The following is a 20,962-nucleotide window of genomic DNA, read 5'->3' on the forward strand; positions in this document are numbered from 1 at the left end:
CGCGTTTCGTGTCGCATGGGGAACCCTTTGGCTGGGGCAGGCCACGCGATGAAGGGGTGTGGCCGTCGTCTTCTTGAGGGCGCGGCCCGGCACACCGCACGGGGATAAAAGTTGCACATCGGACGTTCAGCGCCCGGTGGGACAGAGAAGTGAAAAGGCGGCGAAATGCAGATGAATACAGTGACGGCCGGTGCGCTGGTTAACAGGGACCATGCACAGACGGCGCTCGGCGCCGTATGCTCCGATGCGGCAGGGGACAATTCCGAAATGAAGCATGATGTGCTGTTCGAGCGCTTCAGCCAGCGGCTGAAGGCGCAGGTCGGTCCCGATGTCTATGCCAGCTGGTTCGGTCGACTGAAGTTGCACTCCGCCTCGAAGAGCCTCGTGCGCCTGACGGTGCCGACGACTTTCCTCAAGTCGTGGATCAACAACCGTTACCTCGACCTGATCACCAGCATTTTCCAGCAGGAAGATCCGGCGATCCTGAAAGTCGAGATCCTGGTGCGCAGCGCAAGCCGCAACCTGAAGGCCCCGGCCGCCGACGAGCGTCCGGCAGCGGAAACGGCCCCCGCCGCGCCGACCCGCAAGTCTTCCGCCCAGTCGATCGGCCAGCTCGCAGGGCCTGTCGGCAATGCGCCGGCAACGCGCAGCACCCCGAACGGCCCGCTCTTCGGTTCGCCGCTCGACAGCCGCTATACCTTTGACGGCTATGTCGAAGGCGCGTCGAACCGCGTGGCCCTTGCCGCCGCCAAGACGATTGCCGAAGCCGGCGCCGGCGCCGTTCGCTTCAACCCGTTGTTCATTCACTCCTCCGTCGGGCTGGGCAAGACCCACCTGTTGCAGGCGATCGCCAATGCCGCCGTGCACAGCCCGCGCGCGCCGCGCGTCGTCTATCTGACGGCCGAATATTTCATGTGGCGCTTTGCCACCGCGATCCGCGACAACGATGCCCTGACGCTCAAGGACTCGCTGCGCCATATCGACCTGTTGATTATCGACGACATGCAGTTCCTGCAGGGCAAGATGATCCAGCACGAATTCTGCCATCTCCTCAACATGCTGCTCGACAGCGCCAAGCAGGTCGTCGTCGCCGCCGACCGCGCCCCCTGGGAGCTGGAATCGCTCGATCCGCGGGTGCGTTCGCGCCTCCAGGGTGGCGTTGCCATCGAGATGGAAGCGCCGGACTACGAGATGCGCCTGGAAATGCTGAAGAGCCGGCTTGATGCCGCCAAGAAGGACGACGCATCGCTCGACATTCCGCTGGAAATCCTGTCGCACGTCGCGCGCAACGTGACGAGCAGCGGCCGCGACCTGGAAGGCGCCTTCAACCAGCTGATCTTCCGCCGCTCCTTCGAGCCGAACCTGTCGGTCGAACGGGTCGACGAACTGCTCGCCCATCTGGTCGGCGCCGCCGAGCAGAAGCGCGTCCGTATCGAGGACATCCAGCGCATCGTCGCACGCCACTACAATGTCTCGCGCCAGGAACTGGTGTCGAACCGCCGCACCCGTGTCATCGTCAAGCCGCGCCAGATCGCCATGTATCTCGCCAAGACGCTGACGCCGCGCTCCTTTCCGGAAATCGGCCGCCGCTTTGGCGGGCGCGATCACACGACCGTGCTGCATGCGGTGCGCAAGATCGAGGAACTGGTCGGCGAGGACACCAAGCTCAGCCACGAGATCGAGCTGCTCAAGCGGCTGATCAACGAAAACAACGCATGACGGAAGGCCGGTGGAAACGCCGGCCTTCTTCGTTGCGGCCAATCGCGGAGCCACGACTTGGAGAACTCACCGGACAAGCCGATCGCCTTCTATGACGAGAACGCGGCCACCTATGCGGCCCGGCAACGCCAGGAACCGGTCGCGCGGCTGACGGCTTTCGCCGACCTGTTGCCGCCGGGCGGCACGATCCTGGAGCTCGGTTGCGGTGCGGGCGCTGACAGCGCATGGCTGATCGAACGCGGCTTTGCCGTGACGCCGACGGACGGTTCGGCCGCCATGGCGCGTGAGGCGGAGGCAAGGCTCGGGCTTCCCGTCCGGGTGATGCGCTTTTCCGGTCTGGACGAGGTGGCTGCCTATGACGGCGTCTGGGCCAATGCCTGCCTGCTGCACGTGCCCCGCGCCGAGCTTCCCGATGTCCTTCGCCGCATCCGCCGCGCGCTGAGGGACGGAGGCCACTTCCATGCAAGTTTCAAGGCAGGGGTCGAGGAGGGGGGCGATCGCTTCGGCCGCTACTACAATCGGCCCGACCAGGAATGGCTGACGGATGCCTATCTTCTCGCTGGATTTGCCACGCCCCGGATAGAGACGGCGTCCGGCGGCGGCTATGACGGCGAGCCGACCGACTGGCTCCATGTCTGGGCGCGCGGCTGACCATGCCAGGCGCACCGCCGACCTTCTCAGCAGGCGAGATCGGCCACCACCGCGTCGAGGATCAGCATGCCCTTGGGCGTGCAGCGCAGCCGCGAATTGCCGAGCCTCTCGATGAAACCGTGTTCCAGTAAAGTCTGCTCGCGCACCGGATCCGGATCGCGGCCGGAAAGCTGCTGCCAGCGGGCAAGGTCCACGCCTTCGCGCAGCCGAAGCCCCATCAACAGCAGCTCGTCGGCCTGCTCGTCCGATCCCAGCAATTCCTGTTCGATCATGCCGTGGCCGTCGCGCTCGACGGCGGCAAGCCAGCCTTCCGGATTGCGTTCGGTCGCGGTCGCAAGCTTGTCGCGGCCGCGCGTCAGCCGACCGTGGGCGCCGGGGCCGATGCCGGCATAGTCGCCATAGCGCCAGTAGGTGAGGTTGTGCCGGCTTTCCGCGCCCGGGCGGGCATGGTTGGAAACCTCGTAGGCCGGAAGCCCTTCGCTTGCCGTGATTTCCTGCGTCGCCTCGTAGAGCAGTGCGGCCTGTTCTTCGTCCGGCACGATGAACTTGCCGGCCTTGTGCAGGCCGAAGAAGGCCGTGCCCTCCTCGATCGTCAGCTGGTAGAGCGACAGGTGGTCGACCGCATAGGAGATCGCCTGGCGAAGTTCCTTTTCCCAGGCCTCGACGGTCTGGTGCGGCCGGGCATAGATCAGGTCGAAGGACATGCGCGGAAAGATCTCGCGCGCCAGCCGGATCGCCTTCAAGGCATCCTCGACATCGTGCAGCCGGCCGAGGAACTTCAGGTCCGGATCGTTGAGCGCCTGCACGCCGAGCGAGGCGCGGTTGACGCCGGCTGCGCGATAGCCGCGAAAGCGGGTGGCCTCGACACTCGACGGATTGGCCTCCATGGTGATCTCGATGCCGTCGGGCACATGCCACTGGCGGGCAATGCCGTCGAGGATCGCGCCGACGGTTGCCGGATCCATCAGCGAGGGCGTGCCGCCGCCGAGAAAGATGCTGGTGACGGTCTTGGGGCCGCTCAGCCGCCGCATCTCCTCCATCTCCCGCAGGAAGGCGGAGACGAAGCGCGGCTGGTCGACCGGCTGGTGGCGGACATGGCTGTTGAAATCGCAATACGGGCACTTGGCCGCGCAGAACGGCCAGTGCACGTAAACGCCGAAGCCCGGTTCGCCGGTATCGGGCAGGAGAAGCGGCGGGGCCTCTAGCATCGGCGGCTCAGGCCTCCAGGCAGGTTTCGACGAAGATCTTGAAGGCGCGCGCCCGGTGGGAGAGAGCCTGCGCATCGCCGGGTTTCCAGCCATGCTTCTGTTCCGACGTCATCTCGCCGAAGGTGGTGTCGAAACCTTCAGGCTGGAAGACCGGATCGTAACCGAAGCCCTTGGTGCCGCGCGGCGGCCAGACGATCGTGCCCTCCACCTCGCCGCGAAACATCTCCGTGTGACCGTCGGGCCAGGCCAGGCACAGCACGCTGACGAAACGCCCGCTGCGCTGTTCGGGCGTGGTGACGCCGCGTTCGGCAAGAGCCTTTTCGACCTTCTCCATGGCCATGGCGAAATCGCGGCTGCCGTCCTCGCGCTCCGCCCAGTTGGCGGTGTAGACGCCGGGCGCCCCGTCGAGGGCATCGACGACCAGGCCGGAATCGTCGGAGAGCGCCGGCATGCCGGCGGCGCGGGCTGAGGCCAGCGCCTTGATCGCGGCGTTTTCCTCGAAGGTCGTGCCGGTCTCGTCCGGTTCGGCGAACTTCAGTTCGGCGGCGCTCCGAGCGGAAAAGCCGAACGGGCCGATCAGGTCGGCGATCTCGGCGATCTTGCCGGCATTGTGGCTGGCGACGACTATGGTGCGGGTGTCGAGCTTGCGCATGCGGTCAAATCCTATTCGAGGTTCCAGAGCCTGGGCTCTGCGCATTCCAGGCTGTTGCCGGCCGGATCGCGGAAGTAGATGGAACGCGCTCCGTTCGACCAGCAGAAGTCCGATTCCACCGGCACGCCCGCTGCCTGCAGCCGCGCGACGATCCCGTCCATCTGCTCGCCGCGCACGCGGAAGCAGACATGGCCGGGTCCGGTCGCCCCATGGCTTGGCACCGGCAGGGCGCCGGCCGGGACGGGCTTTGCCGTCTCGGCCGGGTTGAAGATCAGGAGGATGCCGGGTCCGCAGCGGTAGAAGAGATGCCGATTTGCCTGCCGGGTCACCTTTTCCAGGCCGAGCACGCCGCCATAGAAAGCCTCCGCCGCATCGAGGTCAGCGGCGTAGATCGCTGTCTCCAGGATACCGTCCAAGGGCTGCGCCACGTCTCCCGTTCCTCTGGTCTGTCTCGCCTAGAGCAGGGCCTGCTTCTGCATCTCGACAAGTTCGCCGATACCACCGCGGGCAAGCCGCATCAGCGTCAGGAATTCCTCTTCGGAGAACGGCGCGCCTTCGGCGGTGCCCTGTACCTCGACGATCGCGCCGGAGCCGGTCATGACGAAATTGGCGTCGGTTTCGGCTGCCGAATCTTCCAGATAGTCGAGGTCGATGACCGGCTGGTTGGCGAAGATGCCGCAGGAAATGGCCGCGACGTGGTCTTTCAGGACCTTCTCGACCTTCACCATGTTGCGGGTTTCCATCCATTTCAGGCAGTCGTGCAACGCAATCCACGCACCGGTGATCGATGCCGTGCGGGTGCCGCCATCGGCCTGGATCACGTCGCAGTCAAGCGTGATCTGGCGCTCGCCGAGCGCTTCGAGATCAACGATGGCGCGCAGCGAGCGGCCAATCAGCCGCTGGATTTCCTGCGTGCGGCCGCCCTGCTTGCCGGCTGCGGCCTCGCGCTTCATGCGGTCGCCGGTGGCGCGCGGCAGCATGCCGTATTCGGCCGTGACCCAGCCCTTGCCGCTGTTGCGCAGCCACGGTGGGGTCTTTTCCTCGAGGCTCGCAGTGCACAGCACATGCGTGTCGCCGAACTTGACGAGGCAGGAACCCTCCGCGTGCTTGGAAAAATTGCGCTCGAAGGACACCTTGCGCATTTGGTCGGTTTTTCTGCCTGATGGCCGCATTGCCCACTCCTTGGATCGTTAGTGGCCTTCTACGGTCCGTGGTTGCGATTTGCAAAGAAAAACCATGGAGCAGGCCGATTCCGGCGGAACTTGACGAAATTCCCCATTGGTGATCGGTGCCGGAGTGACTATATTTCAGCACAATGACAGACCAACCAAGCCTGCGCGACGAATGAAATCTCCGACGTCACTGTCCAAGGACGTGGCAGCCTCCCTGGATGATCGCTCCCGGGAGGTCTTTCGGCGTATCGTCGAGACCTATCTCGAATCCGGCGATCCGCTCGGCTCGCGCAACCTGTCCCGCCTCCTGTCCACGTCGCTGTCGCCCGCATCGGTGCGCAATGTGATGGCCGACCTCGAGGATCTGGGGTTGATCTATTCCCCGCATATCAGCGCCGGGCGCCTGCCGACGCAGCAGGGACTGCGCTTCTTCGTCGATGCCTTCATGCAGGTCGGCGATCTGACCGCCGAGGAACGCGGCAGCATCGAGCGGCAGATCCGCCCGCCGGGTCCCGCCCAGCCGATGGAAAGCCTGCTCACCGAGGCAAGCCGCATGCTGTCCGGCCTGTCGCGCGGCGCGGGTCTGGTCATCTCGGCCAAGAACGACCCCATCCTCAAGCATGTCGAATTCATCCGGCTCGAGCCCACAAAGGCGCTTGCCGTGCTGGTCGGCGAGCATAACCAGGTCGAAAACCGCATCATCGACCTGCCGGCCGGCATTACCGCCTCTCAGCTGACCGAGGCCGCCAATTTCCTCAACGCCAACATGACAGGCCAGACACTGCCCGAACTGCGCACCCAGCTCGTGCGGTTGAAGCAGCAGGTGGCCGGCGAACTCGATACCCTGTCGCAGGATCTGGTGGAGCGCGGCCTTGCCGTCTGGTCCGGCGGCAGCGACGAGGAAAAGCCGACGCGGCTGATCGTGCGCGGCCGTGCCAATCTGCTGGAAGGGCTCGCCGGCTCCGAGGACATCGACCGGCTGCGGCTGCTGTTCGACGATCTGGAGCGCAAGGAAAGCCTGATCGAGATCCTCAATCTCGCCGAAAGCGGTCCCGGCGTGCGCATCTTCATCGGCTCCGAAAACAAGCTGTTTTCGCTGTCCGGCTCGTCGCTGATCGTCGCGCCCTATCGCGACGGCGAGGACCGGATCGTCGGCGCGGTCGGCGTCATCGGTCCGACGCGGCTCAACTATTCCCGCATCGTGCCGATGGTCGACTACACGGCCCAGCTGATGGCGCGATTGTCGCGGACGGGGCTGTAGCCCGCCGGGCTCCAGACTTCTTTCGCCCAAGCCTTGATTTTTCCACCTTAAACCCTGATATCGGGCAGGAATTCCAAACACTGTCACTCGGAGGACGTCATGACCGACGAAGCCAACAACAACGGACCTGACGCAACGGCCGGCGAGACGGCCGCAGCCGACATGGCGCAGGACGCAGCCAACATGGCCGGCAATGAACCGGTCGATCCGTTGGAAGCGCTGAAGGCCGAAAATGCCGAACTGCGCGACCGTTTCCTGCGGCTGGCTGCGGAGATGGACAACCTGCGTCGCCGCACCGAACGCGAGCTGAAGGATGCCAAGACCTATGCCGTCACCGGCTTTGCCCGTGACATGCTGGCGGTCTCCGACAATCTGCGCCGCGCGCTCGAAGCCCTGCCGGATGAAGCCCGCGCCGCTGCTGATGCCGGCCTTTCGGCCCTGGTCGAAGGCGTGGAGATGACCGAGCGCGGCATGCTCTCGACGCTCGAGCGCCACGGCGTTCGCAAGATCGACGCCGAAGGCCAGAAGTTCGATCCGAACTTCCATCAGGCGATGTTCGAAATTCCCAATCCGGACGTGCCGAACAACACCGTCGTGCAGGTGGTCCAGGCCGGCTACGCGATCGGCGACCGGGTGCTTCGCCCGGCCATGGTCGGCGTTGCCAAGGGTGGCCCGAAGGCCGAGGCCAACGGCGAGGCCGCGGACGCCAGGAACGCCTGATCCGCCGGACCGGACGATTAAACAAAAAAAGCGCCCATCGGGCGCTTTTTTCTTGCTGTCTTGTCTGTGCGATCAGGCGGCGTTCGACGCCTGTTCCTCGTTGAGGAAGGCATAGATGGCCGACGCGGAATCGGTCGCGCGCAGCTTGGCCACCAGATCCTGGTCGCGCAGGACGCGGGCGATGCGCGACAGCGCCTTCAGATGATCGGCGCCGGCCCCTTCGGGCGCAAGCAGCAGGAACACGAGATCGACCGGCTGGTCGTCAAGGGCCTCGAAGTCGACCGCTGTCTCCAGCCGCGCGAAGATGCCGGTAATGGTGTGGATGCGATTGAGCTTGCCGTGCGGAATGGCGATACCGTTGCCCACCCCGGTGGAGCCGAGCCGCTCGCGCTGCAGGATGACGTCGAAGATTTCCCGCTCGGGAATGCCGGTCAGCTTCGCGGCCTTGGCCGCCAATTCCTGCAGCAACTGCTTCTTGGAATTTACCCGAAGGGCGGGAACGACCGCATCTTGTTGCAGCAAATCTGCCAAGGCCATTTCAAAATCCTTCATGCCGCCGAGACAAGGTGAAGCAAGCGGCGGCGGACCGCCGCTTGCCATTGGGCTCTTCAGCCCTTGATGTTGGCGGAATCGATCCATCCGATATTGCCGTCGGTGCGACGGTAGACGATGTTGACTTCCTGATTGCCCGGGCTGCGGAACAGCAGGACCGGTTCGTCGGTCATGTCGAGCGCCATGACGGCATTGGCCACCGACATGGTGCGCAGCCGCTTGGTGCTTTCGGCGACGATCGTCGGCGCGTAATCCTCAGGCACTTCATCATGTTCGTCCGGCACTGCGTCCATCACCGTGTAGGCGATCTCGATCGACGGGTTGGACTGGTTGGCCGGGTGGTGATCCTTGAGCTTGCGCTTGTAGCGGCGCAGGCGCTTCTCGATACGGTCTGCCGCCATGTCGAAAGCGATCTGCGGATCATTGGCGGAACCGGTGGCCTGCAGGTTGGCACCCGCGTCCAGGTGCACCATGCAATCGGCCACGAACTGCGCTGCAGCGGCTGCCGACTTGGTCACGGTAACCTGACCCGAATACCCTCCGTCGAAGTACTTCGTGACGGCGTCCTCGACCCGCTCACCGATCTTCTGCCGGAAAGCATCGCCGATTTCCATATGTTTGCCGGATACACGAACACTCATGGCGTTTCCCTTCTTATCATTGGTTGGCGAAATCAGTTTACGCCAAGCCCCTTCCGCATCCAAGCTTTTCGAGCGCTAATGTCGGTTCGTTTCCTGTGTGCCGGGCGGGTGCTGGGGATAAGTCGGACCGTCTGTTAACCCGTGTCGATCGCGGCGGGCTTCTAGCCCCGCAGTCTGCAAAAGTCAACGTCTTCTTAACTTTTCCTCAACCTGACCGGAATTTGCGCAATCCTAAATTGCCGAGACCCTGGCAATCGCCCGCTTCTCGCGCCGCCGCTGCACCGAGGACGGGATGTTCATCGCCTCGCGGTATTTTGCCACGGTCCGTCGCGCCAGATCGACGCCCGAGGACTTCAGGGTATGCACGATATCGTCGTCGGACAGCACCGCTTCCGGGCTTTCCTGGGCGATCATCGTGCGGATCCGGTGGCGCACCGCCTCGGCCGAGTGATTGTCGCCGCCTTCAGCCGAATTGATCGAGACGCTGAAGAAATACTTGAGCTCGAACAGCCCGCGCGGGGTCAGCATGTATTTGTTCGACGTCACCCGGCTGACCGTCGATTCGTGCATCTTGATCGCGTCGGCCACGGTCTTGAGATTGAGCGGGCGCAGATGATCGACGCCGTGTTGCAGGAAGGCGTCCTGCTGCCGGACGATTTCGCACGCCACCTTGACGATCGTGCGGGCGCGCTGGTCGAGGCTGCGCGTCAGCCAATTGGCGTTCTGCAGGCATTCCGAGAGGAAGGCCTGGTCCTTGTCGGAGGCCTTGCTGCCCTTGCCCACCGCCGTCACGTAATTCTGGTTGACCAGAATGCGGGGCAGGGCATCCGGATTGAGCTCGACCTGCCAGGTGCAGTTCGGCGCCGGGCGCACGACGATATCCGGTATGACCGATTCGAGAATGGTGTTCTCGAAGCCGCTGCCGGGCTTCGGGTTCAGCTTGCGGATCTCGGCCAGCATGTCGATGAGATCTTCCTCGTCGACGCCGCAGAGTTTCTTCAGGGTGTTGAAATCGCGCTTGGCGAGCAGTTCGAGATTGTCGACCAGCGCCTGCATAGCCGGGTCCAGTCGGTTGCGCTGTCTGAGCTGGATAGAGAGGCATTCGCTCAAGGATCGGGCAAATATCCCTGGCGGGTCGAGGTTCTGCAGGATGTCCAGAACGGCCGAAACGCGTTCGACGTCGTCGCCGAGGCGGGCCGCGACCTCGGCCAGATCGGCGCGCAGGTAGCCGGCCTCATCGAGATGATCGGTAAGGACCGCGGCGATCAGGCGATCACCCGGCTTGGCAAGGGCGAAGGGAACCTGCTGGTTGAGATGGTCGCGAATGCTGATCTGGCCCGCGACGAAATCATCAAGGTCGTAGCCTTCCCCCGATTCCGAGCCGGCACCGGGCATCGACTTCCACTGGCCGAGCAGTTCCGGAGCGTCGGCCCGGGTGGCGGTGCCCTCGTCGGAAAGCGCGCTGTCGAAGTTGGAGTCGAGACGGTCGTTGAGGCTGTTGCCATGGCCCGGCTCGTACCATTCGCTGTCCAGCGAAGCGCCCGGACTGCCTTCGTCGCTCGCATTGTTGTCGGCCTGGGCGGTCGACTGTGCTTCGTCATTGCCGCCGGATCGTGACTCCCCGGTCGGTTCTCCGTCATCCGACGCCATCTCGAGCAGCGGATTCTTCTCCACCTCCTGCGAGATGAAATGAATCAGTTCGAGATGGGTCATCTGCAGCAACTGGATGGATTGCATCAGTTGCGGTGTCATGACCAGGGACTGGTTCTGGCGCAGGAATAGGTTGGCCGACAAAGCCATGCGGACGCGAAACTCCCCTACATTCCCCTGGAATCTCCAGCGCGATGGTGCCGAAAATTCCGCAAAACTCCACTTGGCCCAAAAATTGCTTTTTTGAGGCGTTTGGTCAAGCCGAACCGTGGAGGGCGGGTGAATTTCTTAAGTAGGGGGTGTCAGAGGCTGAACTTGTCGCCGAGATAAAGCCGGCGCACATCGGCATTGTTGACGATGTCGTTGGCGCGTCCGTGGGTCAAGACCTCGCCGGCGTGGATGATGTAGGCGCGGTCGATCAGGCCAAGCGTTTCGCGCACATTGTGGTCGGTGATCAGCACGCCGATGCCGCGGGCCGTCAGGTGGCGGACCAGGTTCTGGATGTCGGAAACCGAGATCGGGTCGACGCCGGCAAACGGTTCGTCGAGCAGCATGAAGGTCGGGTCCGTGGCGAGCGCCCGGGCGATTTCCAGGCGGCGACGCTCGCCCCCCGACAGCGCCACGGCCGGTGCCTTGCGAAGCTTTTCGATATGAAATTCGCTCAACAACTCGTCGAGCTTGGCTTCGCGCTTCCTGCGGTCGCTCTCGTGCAGTTCGAGAACCGCGCGGATATTCTCCTCGACCGTCAGGCCGCGAAAGATCGACGCTTCCTGCGGCAGGTAGCCGACGCCGAGGCGTGCGCGCCGATACATCGGCATGCCGGTCACTTCATTGCCATTGATGGCGATGGTGCCCGCGTCGACCGGAACGAGGCCGGTGATCATGTAGAAGCAGGTCGTCTTGCCGGCGCCGTTCGGCCCGAGAAGGCCGACCGCCTCGCCGCGGCGCACGACGAGCGACACCCCGTTGACCACGCGCCGCGTGTTGTAGCTCTTCGTCAGGCCGTGGGCGATCAGCGTGCCCTCGTAGCGCGCCTTGTCGAGGCGCGTCTCCGCAGGCTTCGGCTGCTGCGCCTGCTTTGCGCCGATCAGGTCTGAGACGACGGGAATCTTCACGTTGGGGCCGATGCTATTAATTCTTCTTCTGGGACTTGGGGTCGAGCTGGATCTGCACCCGGCCGCCGCAACTGTCGAGCTTCGCTTCCCCGGAATTCATCTGCACCGTCAGCTTGCAGCCGACGAAGACATTCTGGCCTTCCGACAGCACCACGCGGTCGCCCTCGAGGACGAAGACCTGGGCGTCGAGATTGAAGGTCCCCTTGTCGGCGGTCGCCTGCTGCGTTCCCGAAGACAGGAACACCTTGTCGGTGACGTCGATCTTCTCGATGTCGGCATCGCCATTGGTGACGCTGGTGCCTTCGCCGCGGTAGTGCACCGTCATGTTGCCGGATTGCAGCGTCGTCGTACCCTGCACGACCTTGACATTGCCGGAGAACAGCGCGGTCTTTTCCTGCTCGCGGATCTCGAGCGCGTCGCTCTCGATCTGGATCGGCTGTTCGTTCGACAGCTTGAGGCCGTTCAGATTGCTCTTGGTCGATTGGGCGAGCGCCGCCGGAGATGCGGCCATGAGCGCGAAGCCCGTGGCGATCAGCAGGCCGGTCGGAAGAAGCGGTATGCGGCGTTCGAATATCATGACTGGCCCGGCTCTCAATTGCCCGTTTTGCGGATGGCGGACGGCTGGATGTTCACCCGAACGGCGCCCTGAAAAGTGATAATGCGTCCCTTATCCGTTATCTTGAGCGACTGCGCAACAATGGACGCTTCGTCCGCCTTGATGGCGACCGGCTCGCTCGTCTCCATCTTGCCGCCCTTGATGTCGAGATGGGCCGACTGGAAGCTGGCTTCGAGACCGGTCGAGAGCTTGATGGTGAAGGGCTTGTCCATGTCGAGAAGGTCGGACGAGCGGTCGAAGACGCCGCTCAGCGCCTCGACCCTGGCGATGATCTTCTCGTTCAGCGGCACGGCGGCGGCGATCGTCTCGAGCGCGATGATGTTCGGGTTCTTGATGTCCTGGAGCGCGCGCTCGGCGCGCATCGAATAGCTGATGCCGTCTTCGTTGCGCCCGGCGATCGCCGGCTTTTCCATCACGACCTTGCCGTTCTCGATCTTGGCGGAGGCAATCTGCAGGTTTTCCGGCAGGTAGGCCCTGACCACGGAGACGCCGAAAAAGGCGAGCGAAATGATGAAGGCGCCGATCGGAAGCAGGATCTTCAGCCGCTTGACCCGTGCTGAATGGCTGACGGCAAGACGATAGGGATCGCCGCCTGGCCGGCCGCCAGCGGTCGTCGCACTATCGTCTACGCGATTCAGCATGCATGAGGCCTGTTCGGGTTTGCCCGCCCGGAAACGCTTTGGGTGGAATCCGGCTGACATTTCGCATTATTGCGTTCGCTTGCCAATATGGAAATTGCGGCTGCGAATACAAGCCGCGGCGCCTTGCATGCGCCCGATCGCCCTTCGGCAGAGGTTCTGGCCGATCCTCGGCGCCCGAGATGTCGCATTGCCACCGCGAAGGTTGATTATCGCGTGACATTGTGGTGTTTTACCGGCGGCCCGGCAGATCGCCTCGGGCTGGTTAAGTTGTTCCTTGACGCTGCTTTTTTGGTTTGGCACGTTTGGGGCGACCAAGGTTTACTCAACCATTCAGGGGGCGCGCGTGATCAAGTCGGAACTGGTGCAGATTGTCGCGGCGCGTAATCCGCACCTCTATCATCGTGACGTCGAAAATATCGTCAATGCGGTGCTGGACGAGATCACCGACGCGCTAGCGGCGGGAAATCGCGTCGAACTGCGCGGCTTCGGCGCTTTTTCGGTGAAGAACCGTCCGTCGCGGTCGGGACGCAATCCGCGCACCGGCGAGACCGTCTTCGTCGAAGAGAAATGGGTCCCGTTCTTCAAGACCGGCAAGGAACTGCGCGAGCGGCTGAACCCCGGCATGGCCGACGAAGGCGACGAATAAGAGATCGAAGCCCGGAGCGCTTGAAAAGCCCCCGGTCGGGCTTAACTTGGAGGCATCCGCCGAGCTGAATCCGGATGCGTGGCGGCAAGCCGCCGAGGAGTAGTGCGCTATGGTCAAGAAAGTCGTCAGTCTGGTTGTCTTCGTGCCCCTGGCGATCGTGTTGATCGTCCTGTCGGTCGCCAATCGGCAGGCCGTGACGCTGGCGCTCAACCCGTTCAAGCCCGACGATGCGCTTTTGTCGCTGACCGCGCCGTTCTTCGTCTTCCTGTTCCTCGCGCTCATCCTCGGCCTGCTGCTGGGCTCGGCAGCGACCTGGCTCGCCCAGGGCAAGTACCGCAAGAAGGCGCGCACAGAATCTCGCTCGGCGGTGCGCTGGCAGGCGGAGGCCGATCTCCACAAGAGCCGCGCCGAGGATATCGCCGGCCGAGGACTTCCGCAGTTGCCCGCGAAGTAACGCCGCCTCCGGGCGAGGGAGCGGCTTCGGCATCGTGAAAGCGCTTTTCCCTGCATGGCGGTGGTGCTAAGGCGTTTCGCTCAGTTTCAGGACAAGCAGGATCAGCGTGTGAAGAACAAGGAACGCCGGCCGATGCAGAAGGCATCCGCCGGAAAAACCGGCAAGGCGACGAAGCCTGTCACGGGCGGCCCCCGAGATACGGAAAAGGCGGCGTCCTTCAAGCCGCGTGGCGATCGTCGTCCCGAAGGCGCGACACGCGCGCCGCGGTCGGCGGACACCCCAGCGGTGTCGGAACCCGTGACGGCGCCCGCCGAGCCCCAGCGCACGCTGCAGGTGCGGACCGGAGAACGCCCGGCCGAGCGCGTGCCGCTGATCCTGGAATCCCAGGGTGCCGGCGATTTCCACCTGATCGACAGCGGCGCGGGCGAAAAGCTCGAACAGTACGGTCCCTATCGGGTCGTCAGGCCCGAGGGCCAGGCCCTGTGGCCGAAGGCGCTGCCGGCGCATGTCTGGGAGCGCGCCGACGCGATCTTCACCGGCGACACCGACGAGGACGGCATGGGCCGCTGGCGCTTCCCGCGCGAGGCGCTCGGCGAAACCTGGCCGCTGTCGCTGCTCGGCGTCGATTTCCTCGGCCGCTTCACCTCCTTTCGTCATGTCGGTGTGTTTCCCGAGCAGATCGCCCACTGGACGTGGATGAAGGAACGCATCGAAACGGCCGGCCGGCCGCTGAAGGTGCTGAACCTGTTCGGCTACACCGGCGTCGCCTCCCTGGTTGCGGCGGCCGCCGGAGCCGAGGTCACCCATGTCGATGCGTCCAAGAAGGCGATCGGCTGGGCGCGCGAGAACCAGTCGCTGAGCCGGCTCGACAAGGCGCCGATCCGCTGGATCTGCGACGACGCGATGAAGTTCATCCAGCGCGAGGAACGGCGCGGCCACCGCTACGACATCATCCTGACCGATCCGCCGAAATTCGGCCGCGGGCCGAACGGCGAGGTCTGGCACCTGTTCGAGCACCTGCCGTTGATGCTCGACATCTGCCGCGAGCTCCTGGCGCCCAATGCGCTGGGTCTGGTGCTGACCGCCTATTCGATCCGCGCGAGCTTCTACTCGATCCACGAACTGATGCGCGAGACGATGCGCGGCAAGGGCGGACTGGTCGAGTCGGGCGAACTGGTGATCCGCGAGGCCGGCCTCGACGGCAAGACCCCCGGACGCGCGCTCTCGACCTCACTCTTCAGCCGCTGGGTGCCGAAATGAGCGACGACTACAGGAACGACGGTCCGCGCCGCGTCGGCCAGGTGAAGGAAATCACCAGCCTCGCCAACCCGATCATCAAGGACATCAAGGCGCTGTCGCTGAAAAAGGCGCGCGACGAGACGAAGACCTTCATGGCGGAAGGCCTGAAGCTGGTCATTGACGCGCTCGAACTCGGCTGGACGATCCGCACGCTGGTCTATTCCAAGGCGGCCAAGGGCAAGCCCATGGTCGAGAAGGCCGCCGCCCGCACCATCGCCTCCGGCGGTCTGGTGCTCGAGGTCAGCGAGAAAGTGATGTCGGCGATCACCCGTCGCGACAATCCGCAGATGGTCGCCGGCGTGTTCGAGCAGCGCTGGATGGCGCTGAAGGATGTCCGTCCTTCCGCATCGGAGACCTGGGTGGCGCTCGACCGGGTCCGCGATCCCGGCAATCTCGGCACCATTATCCGCACGGCCGACGCCGCCGGCGCTTCGGGTGTGATCCTGGTCGGCGACTGCACCGATCCGTTTTCGCTGGAAACCGTGCGTGCGACGATGGGCTCTCTCTTCGCCGTGCCGCTGGTCAAGGCGACGCCCGCCGACTTCCTGCGCTGGAAGAAGGACAGCGGCGCGCGGCTTGTGGCGACCCATCTCGCCGGCGCGGTCGACTACCGCACCATCGACTACCGCAGCAAGCCGGTCGTGCTGATGATGGGCAACGAGCAGTCCGGCCTGCCGGACGATCTGGCGGGAGCCGCCGATGCGCTGGCCCGCATTCCGCAGGTCGGCCGCGCCGATTCCCTCAATCTCGCCGTCGCGACCGGCGTCATGCTGTTCGAAGTGCGTCGGCACCTTTTGAGCCTCGACGCACCCAGATGAACGAATTCCTCGCGCCCTTCAGCCGGCCCTTGCCGGCCGCAATCTTCATCGTCGCCGCTTTGCTGCTCGACCAGGCGATCAAGCTGGCCGTCGAGCTTTACCTGCCGCTGCACGAGGCCGTGCCGGTCATGCCCATGCTGGCGCTCTATCGCACGCACAATCTTGGCGTTGCCTTCTCCATGCTGGCCGATGCCCATGGCTGGTTCATCGTCGGGCTCCGGATCGCCATCGTCGCCTTCGTCATGTGGCTCTGGGGACGCACCGGCCCCGGCCATCACATCGCTCATCTCGGCTTTGCCATGATCATCGCCGGCGCTCTTGGCAATATCATCGACCGTTTCATTTACGGCCATGTGGTCGATTACGTGCTGTTCTACACGCAGAACTGGTCTTTTGCTGTCTTCAACCTTGCGGACAGCCTCATTTCCGTCGGTGCGGCCCTCATTCTTGTGGACGAGATACTGGCGCATCGCGCTTCAAAGGCGTAATCTGAAAATTGCCGCAGACCGGATATTCGACGGCGCAAGTGAAGCAAAAGGGGCGGGCGCGACACACCGCGATTATGCCGTAATCCCTGTCACTTTGTTGTCGCATATCCGTGGTTTATGGCTCTGAACGCTAGCTGGACGAGTCGCTATGAGCATTGAACTTTTGGATCGAGTGTCCCTGGTTGATGGCGCCGCGCAGTCCAACAGTGCGGCGGCCAGGCCGTCGGAAGGCCTGCTTGGACGCATCGGCAATCTCGAAACCCGGATCGCCCGCAACGAACGCGAGATCGACGCCGCGCAGGCCGTGCGCTATCGCGTCTTCATCGAGGAAATGGGCGCACAGATCGCCCCGGACGCGGCACGCCGCAAGCGCGACATCGATGCCTGGGATTCGGTCTGCGATCATCTCCTGGTGCTGGACCGCTCGGTCGAGGGGGATCCCGAGGACCAGATCGTCGGCACCTATCGCCTGCTGCGTCATGATGTGGCGCGAAACCACGGCGGCTTCTACTCGGCGACCGAATTCGATGTCGAGACCCTGATGGCGCGTCATCCGGAGAAACGCTTCATGGAACTCGGCCGTTCCTGCGTGCTGCCGGACTATCGCACCAAGCGGACAGTGGAACTGCTGTGGCAGGGCTGCTGGGCCTATGCGCTGATGCACCGTGTCGACGCGATGTTCGGCTGTGGTTCGTTTCCCGGCATTCGGCCGGAGGAACACGCCCTGGCGCTCTCCTTCCTCTACCACCATGCGGTGGCCCGTGGCGAATGGGCTGTTCGGGCGCTGCCGGAACTCTATCGCGAAATGGACCTGATGCCGGTCGAAGCCATCAACCCGCGCAGGGCGCTTGCCGCCATGCCGCCGCTGATCAAGGGTTATCTGCGGCTCGGCGCGATGATCGGCGAGGGCGCTGTGGTCGACCACGCCTTCAACACTACCGATGCCCTGATCGTGCTGCCGATCTCCAGCATATCGGACCGTTACCGCAACTATTATGGCGCCGACGCGGGCCGCTTCGCCAGCTGATCACCGGACAGTCCGGTCTCCGCCCATGGCTTCGCCAGCCGGCGCGCTCTGCCTGCTGAACGCTTGACAGTCACGCCCGTCGCTCGGCGGCGGCACGAGCGGCAGGTCGGCAAGCTCGCGCGCCGACATGGCGGCAATCGCCGGATGGGCGAGCGGATCCCGTGACCAGTCGTCGTCCGCCTGTTTCCAGTCTCTGCGGGATTGCTGGCGACCGAAGAAAAACTTCAGCATCGGCACGCTCCTTTCCTGACGCGTCAAGACGAAGGCCTGCTCGGGAGAGCCCGCGGCCGCCTGCTTCATCCAGACAATAATCGGTCGATCCTGCACGCCTCGCAATTGAGTTTCGTGGGGAGAGCCTTTAGAAAAGCTATATGCGAAATCTCAATCTCATCCATCTGAACGGCCTGCGTGCGGTGGAGGCGGTCGGCCGGCTGGGCTCGCTTCCGGCCGCGGCCGAAGAATTGGGCGTATCGGTCGGTGCCGTCAGCCAGCAGGTGATCAAGGCCGAGCAGCAATTGCACCACAAGCTGTTCGAGCGGCAGCCGAAGGGCATGGTGCCGACCGAGGCGGGCCGCGACATCCTGCCCCGGCTGGCCGAGGCCTTTCGTCTGCTGTCGGGAGCGGTCGCTGCCGCCCATCACCGCAATGACGACCTGCTGACGATCTCGGTCGCACCGGTCTTTGCCGCGCGCTGGCTGGTCTACCGGCTGGGGGCCTTCTCCGAGCGCCACCCCGACATCAACCTGCGGATCGACGCCACGACCCGGCTCGTCGATCCGGCGGTGTCGGACGTCGATCTCTGCATTCGCGTCGGCAAGGGCAACTGGCCCGGAGCACGCGCCGAATTGCTGCTCGAACAGAGGATCTTTCCGGTCTGCGCGCCGGCCCTCGCCGAACGGCTGTCCGCTCCAGAGGATATCCTGGAATTGCCGGCGATCATCGACGGGAGGGCCATGTTCGGGTGGGATGTCTGGCTCGGCGCGGTCGGCCTTGCGGGCCGACCGGTGAATGTCCGCCATGTCTTCAACGAGGCGTCACTCTGCCTCGACTCGGCGATCTCCGGCCAGGGCGTGATGCTCGCCTGGCAGACGATCGCCTCCCATGCGATCCGGGCCGGCCAGCTGGTCGTACCCTTCGGCCCCTGGGTGGCGACGGGGGACGGCCATTATCTCGTCACGGCCGAAACCGCCCGTCCCGACCCCAAGGTCGCGGCGTTCCGCCGCTGGCTGAAGGAGGAATTGGCCGAGGATATGGAGCGGCTCGCGAAAGCCGCCCCGGACCGGCCTCACTCGCCGGCATTGTAGGCGGCAATCGCCGCCATGTTGACGATGTCGGTATCCTTGGCGCCGATCTGGGCGATCTGCACCGATTTTTCCAGCCCGACCAGCAGCGGGCCGATCACGGTCGAGCCGCCGAGTTCCTGCAGCATCTTGGTCGAGATCGAAGCGGAGTGGATCGCCGGCATGACGAGCACGTTGGCCGTGCCCGACAGGCGGCAGAACGGATACTGCTCCATGCGGTGGGCGTTGAGCGCCACGTCGGCCCCCATTTCGCCGTCATATTCGAAGTCGACGCGGCGTGCGTCGAGGATCTTCACCGCTTCGCGCAACCGCTCGGAACGCTCGCCGGTCGGATGGCCGAAGGTCGAGTAGGCGAGAAGGGCCACGCGCGGCTCATAGCCGAGGCGCCGGGCAAGGCCGGCCGCTTCCTCGGCGATATCTGCCAGTTCCTCCGCAGTCGGCATGTCGTGGACGGCGGTGTCCGCGACCAGCACCGTGCGGCCGCGGGTCAGCGCCAGCGAGACGCCGATCACCCGGTGGCCCGGCTGCGGATCGATGCAGCGGCGCACGTCCTCGAGCGCGGTCGAATAGTTGCGCGTCGTACCCGTCACCATGGCATCGGCATCGCCGAGCGCCACCATGCAGGCGGCGAAGTGGTTGCGGTCGGTGTTGATCAGGCGCTGGCAGTCGCGGTGCAGGTAGCCTTTGCGCTGCAGGCGCGAATACAGATATTCGGTATAGGCCTCGACGCGGTTCGAGACGCGGGCGTTGACGACCTCGATGCCGGGCCGGTCGAGATCGATACCGGCGCGTTCGGCGGTTTCCTTCAGCGGTGCATCGCGGCCGAGCAGGATGGCGGTGCCGAGCCCCTGGTTGGCAAACGAGATCGCCGCCCGCATGACCTGTTCCTCCTCGCCCTCGGCGAAGACCACGCGTTTCGGGTTCTGGCGCACCCGCTCGTAGAGGTGCTGGGTCGTGGCGGCGATCGGATCGCGCCGGGCCGAAAGCTCGCGGCTGTAGGCGCCGAGATCTTCGATCGGCTTGCGTGCGACGCCGGTCTCCATGGCCGCCTTGGCGACGGCGACCGGAATGGCCGAGATCAGGCGCGGGTCGAAGGGCACGGGAATGATGTATTCAGGTCCAAAACGCGGCCGGTTGCCCTGATAGGCCGCGGCAACATCGTCCGGCACGTCTTCGCGCGCCAGGCTGGCAAGTGCACGCACGGCCGCGATCTTCATGGCGTCGTTGATCTGCGAGGCGCGCACGTCAAGCGCACCGCGGAAGATGTAGGGAAAGCCCAAAACGTTGTTAACCTGGTTCGGATAGTCCGAACGACCGGTTGCCATGATCGCGTCGTCGCGGATCTCGGCGACTTCCTCCGGCGTGATTTCCGGATCGGGATTGGCCATGGCGAAGATGATCGGGTTTGCCGCCATCGAGCGGATCATGTCGGAGGAGAGGGCCCCCTTCTGCGACAGGCCGAGTACGACGTCGGCGCCTTCCATGGCTTCCCTCAGCGTGCGGCGGTCGGTCTTGACCGCATGCGCCGACTTCCACTGGTTCATGCCCTCGATGCGGCCCTGGTAGATCACGCCCTTGGTGTCGCACAGGATGACGTTGGCGGGATTGAAGCCCATGGCCTTGATGAGCTCGATGCAGGCGATCGCGGCAGCGCCGGCACCGTTGCAGACCAGCTTCGTGCTCTTGAAGTCGCGGCCGGTCAGTTCGAGCGCGTTGATCAGGCCTGCCGCCGCAATGATCGCCGTGCCATGCTGGTCGTCATGGAAGACCGGGATGTCCATGATCTCGCGCAGCCGCTGTTCGATGATGAAGCAGTCCGGCGCCTTGATGTCCTCGAGATTGATCCCGCCGAACGACGGGCCGAGATAGCGCACGCAGTTGATGAATTCCTCGACATTTTCGGTATCGACTTCGAGGTCGATGGAATCGACGTCGGCGAAGCGCTTGAAGAGCACGGCCTTGCCCTCCATCACCGGCTTTGAGGCGAGTGCGCCGAGATTGCCGAGCCCGAGGATCGCCGTACCGTTCGAGATGACGGCGACCATGTTGCCGCGCGTCGTATAGTCGTAAGCCGTGGCCGGATCGGCGGCGATCGCCTTGACCGGAACGGCGACGCCAGGCGAATAGGCGAGCGACAAGTCGCGCTGGGTGGCCATTGCCTTGGTCGGGGTGATCTCCAGCTTGCCGGGCCGTCCCTGCGAATGGAAGTCGAGCGCTTCCTGCTCGGTGACGGACGTCTTGCTGCGCGGGTTACGATCCTTGCTTGCCATGTTCCCTCGAACCTTGTTGTGGGCAGCCTTGCCCTGGCTGTCCTTGGTGGTTGTTTTTGTT

23 protein-coding genes are annotated in these 20,962 nt (G+C 64.3%); 11 read left to right on the forward strand and 12 right to left on the reverse strand.

The window, feature by feature from the left end; all coding sequences use genetic code 11:
- Positions 1–165 precede the first annotated feature (165 nt).
- Positions 166–1,719 (forward strand): chromosomal replication initiator protein DnaA, encoded by a 1,554-nt coding sequence (gene dnaA, locus L867_RS0121600; protein ID WP_028738760.1) that lies wholly within the window; start codon positions 166–168, stop codon positions 1,717–1,719.
- Positions 1,720–1,776: 57 nt separating this feature from the next.
- Entirely contained in the window at positions 1,777–2,370 is a 594-nt protein-coding gene (locus tag L867_RS0121605) for a class I SAM-dependent methyltransferase (protein WP_028738761.1), read from the forward strand.
- Between the two features lie 26 nt (positions 2,371–2,396).
- Here L867_RS0121605 and hemW read toward each other — a convergent pair whose 3' ends face one another.
- The 4 genes from hemW to rph are packed head-to-tail and all read right to left on the reverse strand — an operon-like array spanning position 2,397 to position 5,402.
- Complete coding sequence (hemW, locus tag L867_RS0121610) at positions 2,397–3,653, reverse strand: radical SAM family heme chaperone HemW (protein ID WP_084638687.1); 1,257 nt, start codon at positions 3,651–3,653, stop codon at positions 2,397–2,399.
- Positions 3,586–4,230 (reverse strand): RdgB/HAM1 family non-canonical purine NTP pyrophosphatase, encoded by a 645-nt coding sequence (gene rdgB, locus L867_RS0121615; protein WP_028738763.1) that lies wholly within the window; start codon positions 4,228–4,230, stop codon positions 3,586–3,588. Before rdgB ends, hemW begins: the two co-directional genes overlap by 68 nt.
- Before the next feature lie 11 nt (positions 4,231–4,241).
- The gene (locus tag L867_RS0121620; RefSeq protein ID WP_028738764.1) at positions 4,242–4,658 is read right to left on the reverse strand and encodes a VOC family protein; all 417 of its coding nucleotides are present in this window, start codon (positions 4,656–4,658) and stop codon (positions 4,242–4,244) included.
- 27 nt (positions 4,659–4,685) lie between these two features.
- On the reverse strand, positions 4,686–5,402 hold the full coding sequence (rph, locus tag L867_RS0121625) for a ribonuclease PH (RefSeq protein WP_028738765.1): 717 nt from the start codon (positions 5,400–5,402) through the stop codon (positions 4,686–4,688).
- Between the two features lie 172 nt (positions 5,403–5,574).
- Between rph and hrcA the strand changes: the two genes are divergently transcribed.
- A complete protein-coding gene (gene hrcA / locus L867_RS0121630) occupies positions 5,575–6,663 on the forward strand; it encodes a heat-inducible transcriptional repressor HrcA (RefSeq protein ID WP_028738766.1) in 1,089 nt (362 codons plus the stop codon).
- A gap of 99 nt (positions 6,664–6,762) precedes the next feature.
- Positions 6,763–7,383 (forward strand): nucleotide exchange factor GrpE, encoded by a 621-nt coding sequence (gene grpE / locus L867_RS0121635; RefSeq protein WP_028738767.1) that lies wholly within the window; start codon positions 6,763–6,765, stop codon positions 7,381–7,383.
- A 72-nt stretch (positions 7,384–7,455) separates the two neighbouring features.
- Here the strand turns inward: grpE and ptsN are convergent, their stop codons facing one another.
- The 6 genes from ptsN to lptC form a co-directional block, all read right to left on the reverse strand.
- Complete coding sequence (gene ptsN, locus L867_RS0121640; protein ID WP_028738768.1) at positions 7,456–7,920, reverse strand: PTS IIA-like nitrogen regulatory protein PtsN; 465 nt, start codon at positions 7,918–7,920, stop codon at positions 7,456–7,458.
- Positions 7,921–7,991: 71 nt separating this feature from the next.
- Entirely contained in the window at positions 7,992–8,576 is a 585-nt protein-coding gene (gene hpf / locus L867_RS0121645; RefSeq protein WP_028738769.1) for a ribosome hibernation-promoting factor, HPF/YfiA family, read from the reverse strand.
- Between the two features lie 231 nt (positions 8,577–8,807).
- On the reverse strand, positions 8,808–10,376 hold the full coding sequence (gene rpoN / locus L867_RS0121650; protein ID WP_028738770.1) for an RNA polymerase factor sigma-54: 1,569 nt from the start codon (positions 10,374–10,376) through the stop codon (positions 8,808–8,810).
- A gap of 152 nt (positions 10,377–10,528) precedes the next feature.
- Positions 10,529–11,317 carry an LPS export ABC transporter ATP-binding protein gene (gene lptB, locus L867_RS0121655; protein ID WP_051439185.1) on the reverse strand — a complete coding sequence of 263 codons (789 nt, stop codon included), beginning with the start codon at positions 11,315–11,317 and terminating at the stop codon, positions 10,529–10,531.
- 40 nt (positions 11,318–11,357) lie between these two features.
- Positions 11,358–11,936: an LptA/OstA family protein gene (locus L867_RS0121660; protein WP_408605999.1), complete on the reverse strand. Its 579-nt coding sequence runs from the start codon at positions 11,934–11,936 to the stop codon at positions 11,358–11,360.
- On the reverse strand, positions 11,933–12,598 hold the full coding sequence (lptC, locus tag L867_RS0121665) for an LPS export ABC transporter periplasmic protein LptC (RefSeq protein ID WP_028738773.1): 666 nt from the start codon (positions 12,596–12,598) through the stop codon (positions 11,933–11,935). Before lptC ends, L867_RS0121660 begins: the two co-directional genes overlap by 4 nt.
- Positions 12,599–12,941: 343 nt before the next feature.
- Here lptC and L867_RS0121670 point away from each other — a divergent pair, with 343 nt between their 5' ends.
- From L867_RS0121670 to L867_RS0121695, 6 genes are all read left to right on the forward strand, one after another.
- A complete protein-coding gene (locus tag L867_RS0121670; protein ID WP_028738774.1) occupies positions 12,942–13,244 on the forward strand; it encodes an integration host factor subunit beta in 303 nt (100 codons plus the stop codon).
- Positions 13,245–13,353: 109 nt separating this feature from the next.
- Complete coding sequence (locus L867_RS0121675) at positions 13,354–13,698, forward strand: hypothetical protein (protein ID WP_028738775.1); 345 nt, start codon at positions 13,354–13,356, stop codon at positions 13,696–13,698.
- A 54-nt stretch (positions 13,699–13,752) separates the two neighbouring features.
- Entirely contained in the window at positions 13,753–14,958 is a 1,206-nt protein-coding gene (locus L867_RS0121680) for a class I SAM-dependent methyltransferase (protein ID WP_408606000.1), read from the forward strand.
- Positions 14,955–15,815 (forward strand): TrmH family RNA methyltransferase, encoded by an 861-nt coding sequence (locus L867_RS0121685; protein WP_028738777.1) that lies wholly within the window; start codon positions 14,955–14,957, stop codon positions 15,813–15,815. Before L867_RS0121680 ends, L867_RS0121685 begins: the two co-directional genes overlap by 4 nt.
- A complete protein-coding gene (gene lspA / locus L867_RS0121690; RefSeq protein WP_028738778.1) occupies positions 15,812–16,303 on the forward strand; it encodes a signal peptidase II in 492 nt (163 codons plus the stop codon). Before L867_RS0121685 ends, lspA begins: the two co-directional genes overlap by 4 nt.
- A gap of 148 nt (positions 16,304–16,451) precedes the next feature.
- The gene (locus L867_RS0121695; protein ID WP_028738779.1) at positions 16,452–17,330 is read left to right on the forward strand and encodes a GNAT family N-acetyltransferase; all 879 of its coding nucleotides are present in this window, start codon (positions 16,452–16,454) and stop codon (positions 17,328–17,330) included.
- Here the strand turns inward: L867_RS0121695 and L867_RS26105 are convergent, their stop codons facing one another.
- Positions 17,331–17,561, reverse strand: coding sequence for a hypothetical protein (locus L867_RS26105; protein WP_146086616.1), 231 nt, complete (start codon positions 17,559–17,561; stop codon positions 17,331–17,333). It lies immediately after the preceding gene.
- A 140-nt stretch (positions 17,562–17,701) separates the two neighbouring features.
- Between L867_RS26105 and L867_RS0121705 the strand changes: the two genes are divergently transcribed.
- Positions 17,702–18,634 carry a LysR substrate-binding domain-containing protein gene (locus tag L867_RS0121705; RefSeq protein WP_028738780.1) on the forward strand — a complete coding sequence of 311 codons (933 nt, stop codon included), beginning with the start codon at positions 17,702–17,704 and terminating at the stop codon, positions 18,632–18,634.
- Here the strand turns inward: L867_RS0121705 and L867_RS0121710 are convergent.
- The gene (locus L867_RS0121710) at positions 18,616–20,901 is read right to left on the reverse strand and encodes an NADP-dependent malic enzyme (protein WP_028738781.1); all 2,286 of its coding nucleotides are present in this window, start codon (positions 20,899–20,901) and stop codon (positions 18,616–18,618) included. The genes L867_RS0121705 and L867_RS0121710 overlap by 19 nt on opposite strands.
- Between the last annotated feature and the right edge of the window lie 61 nt (positions 20,902–20,962).

It is taken from the genome of Paenirhizobium selenitireducens ATCC BAA-1503 (genome assembly GCF_000518785.1).
Lineage (GTDB): Bacteria > Pseudomonadota > Alphaproteobacteria > Rhizobiales > Rhizobiaceae > Allorhizobium > Allorhizobium selenitireducens.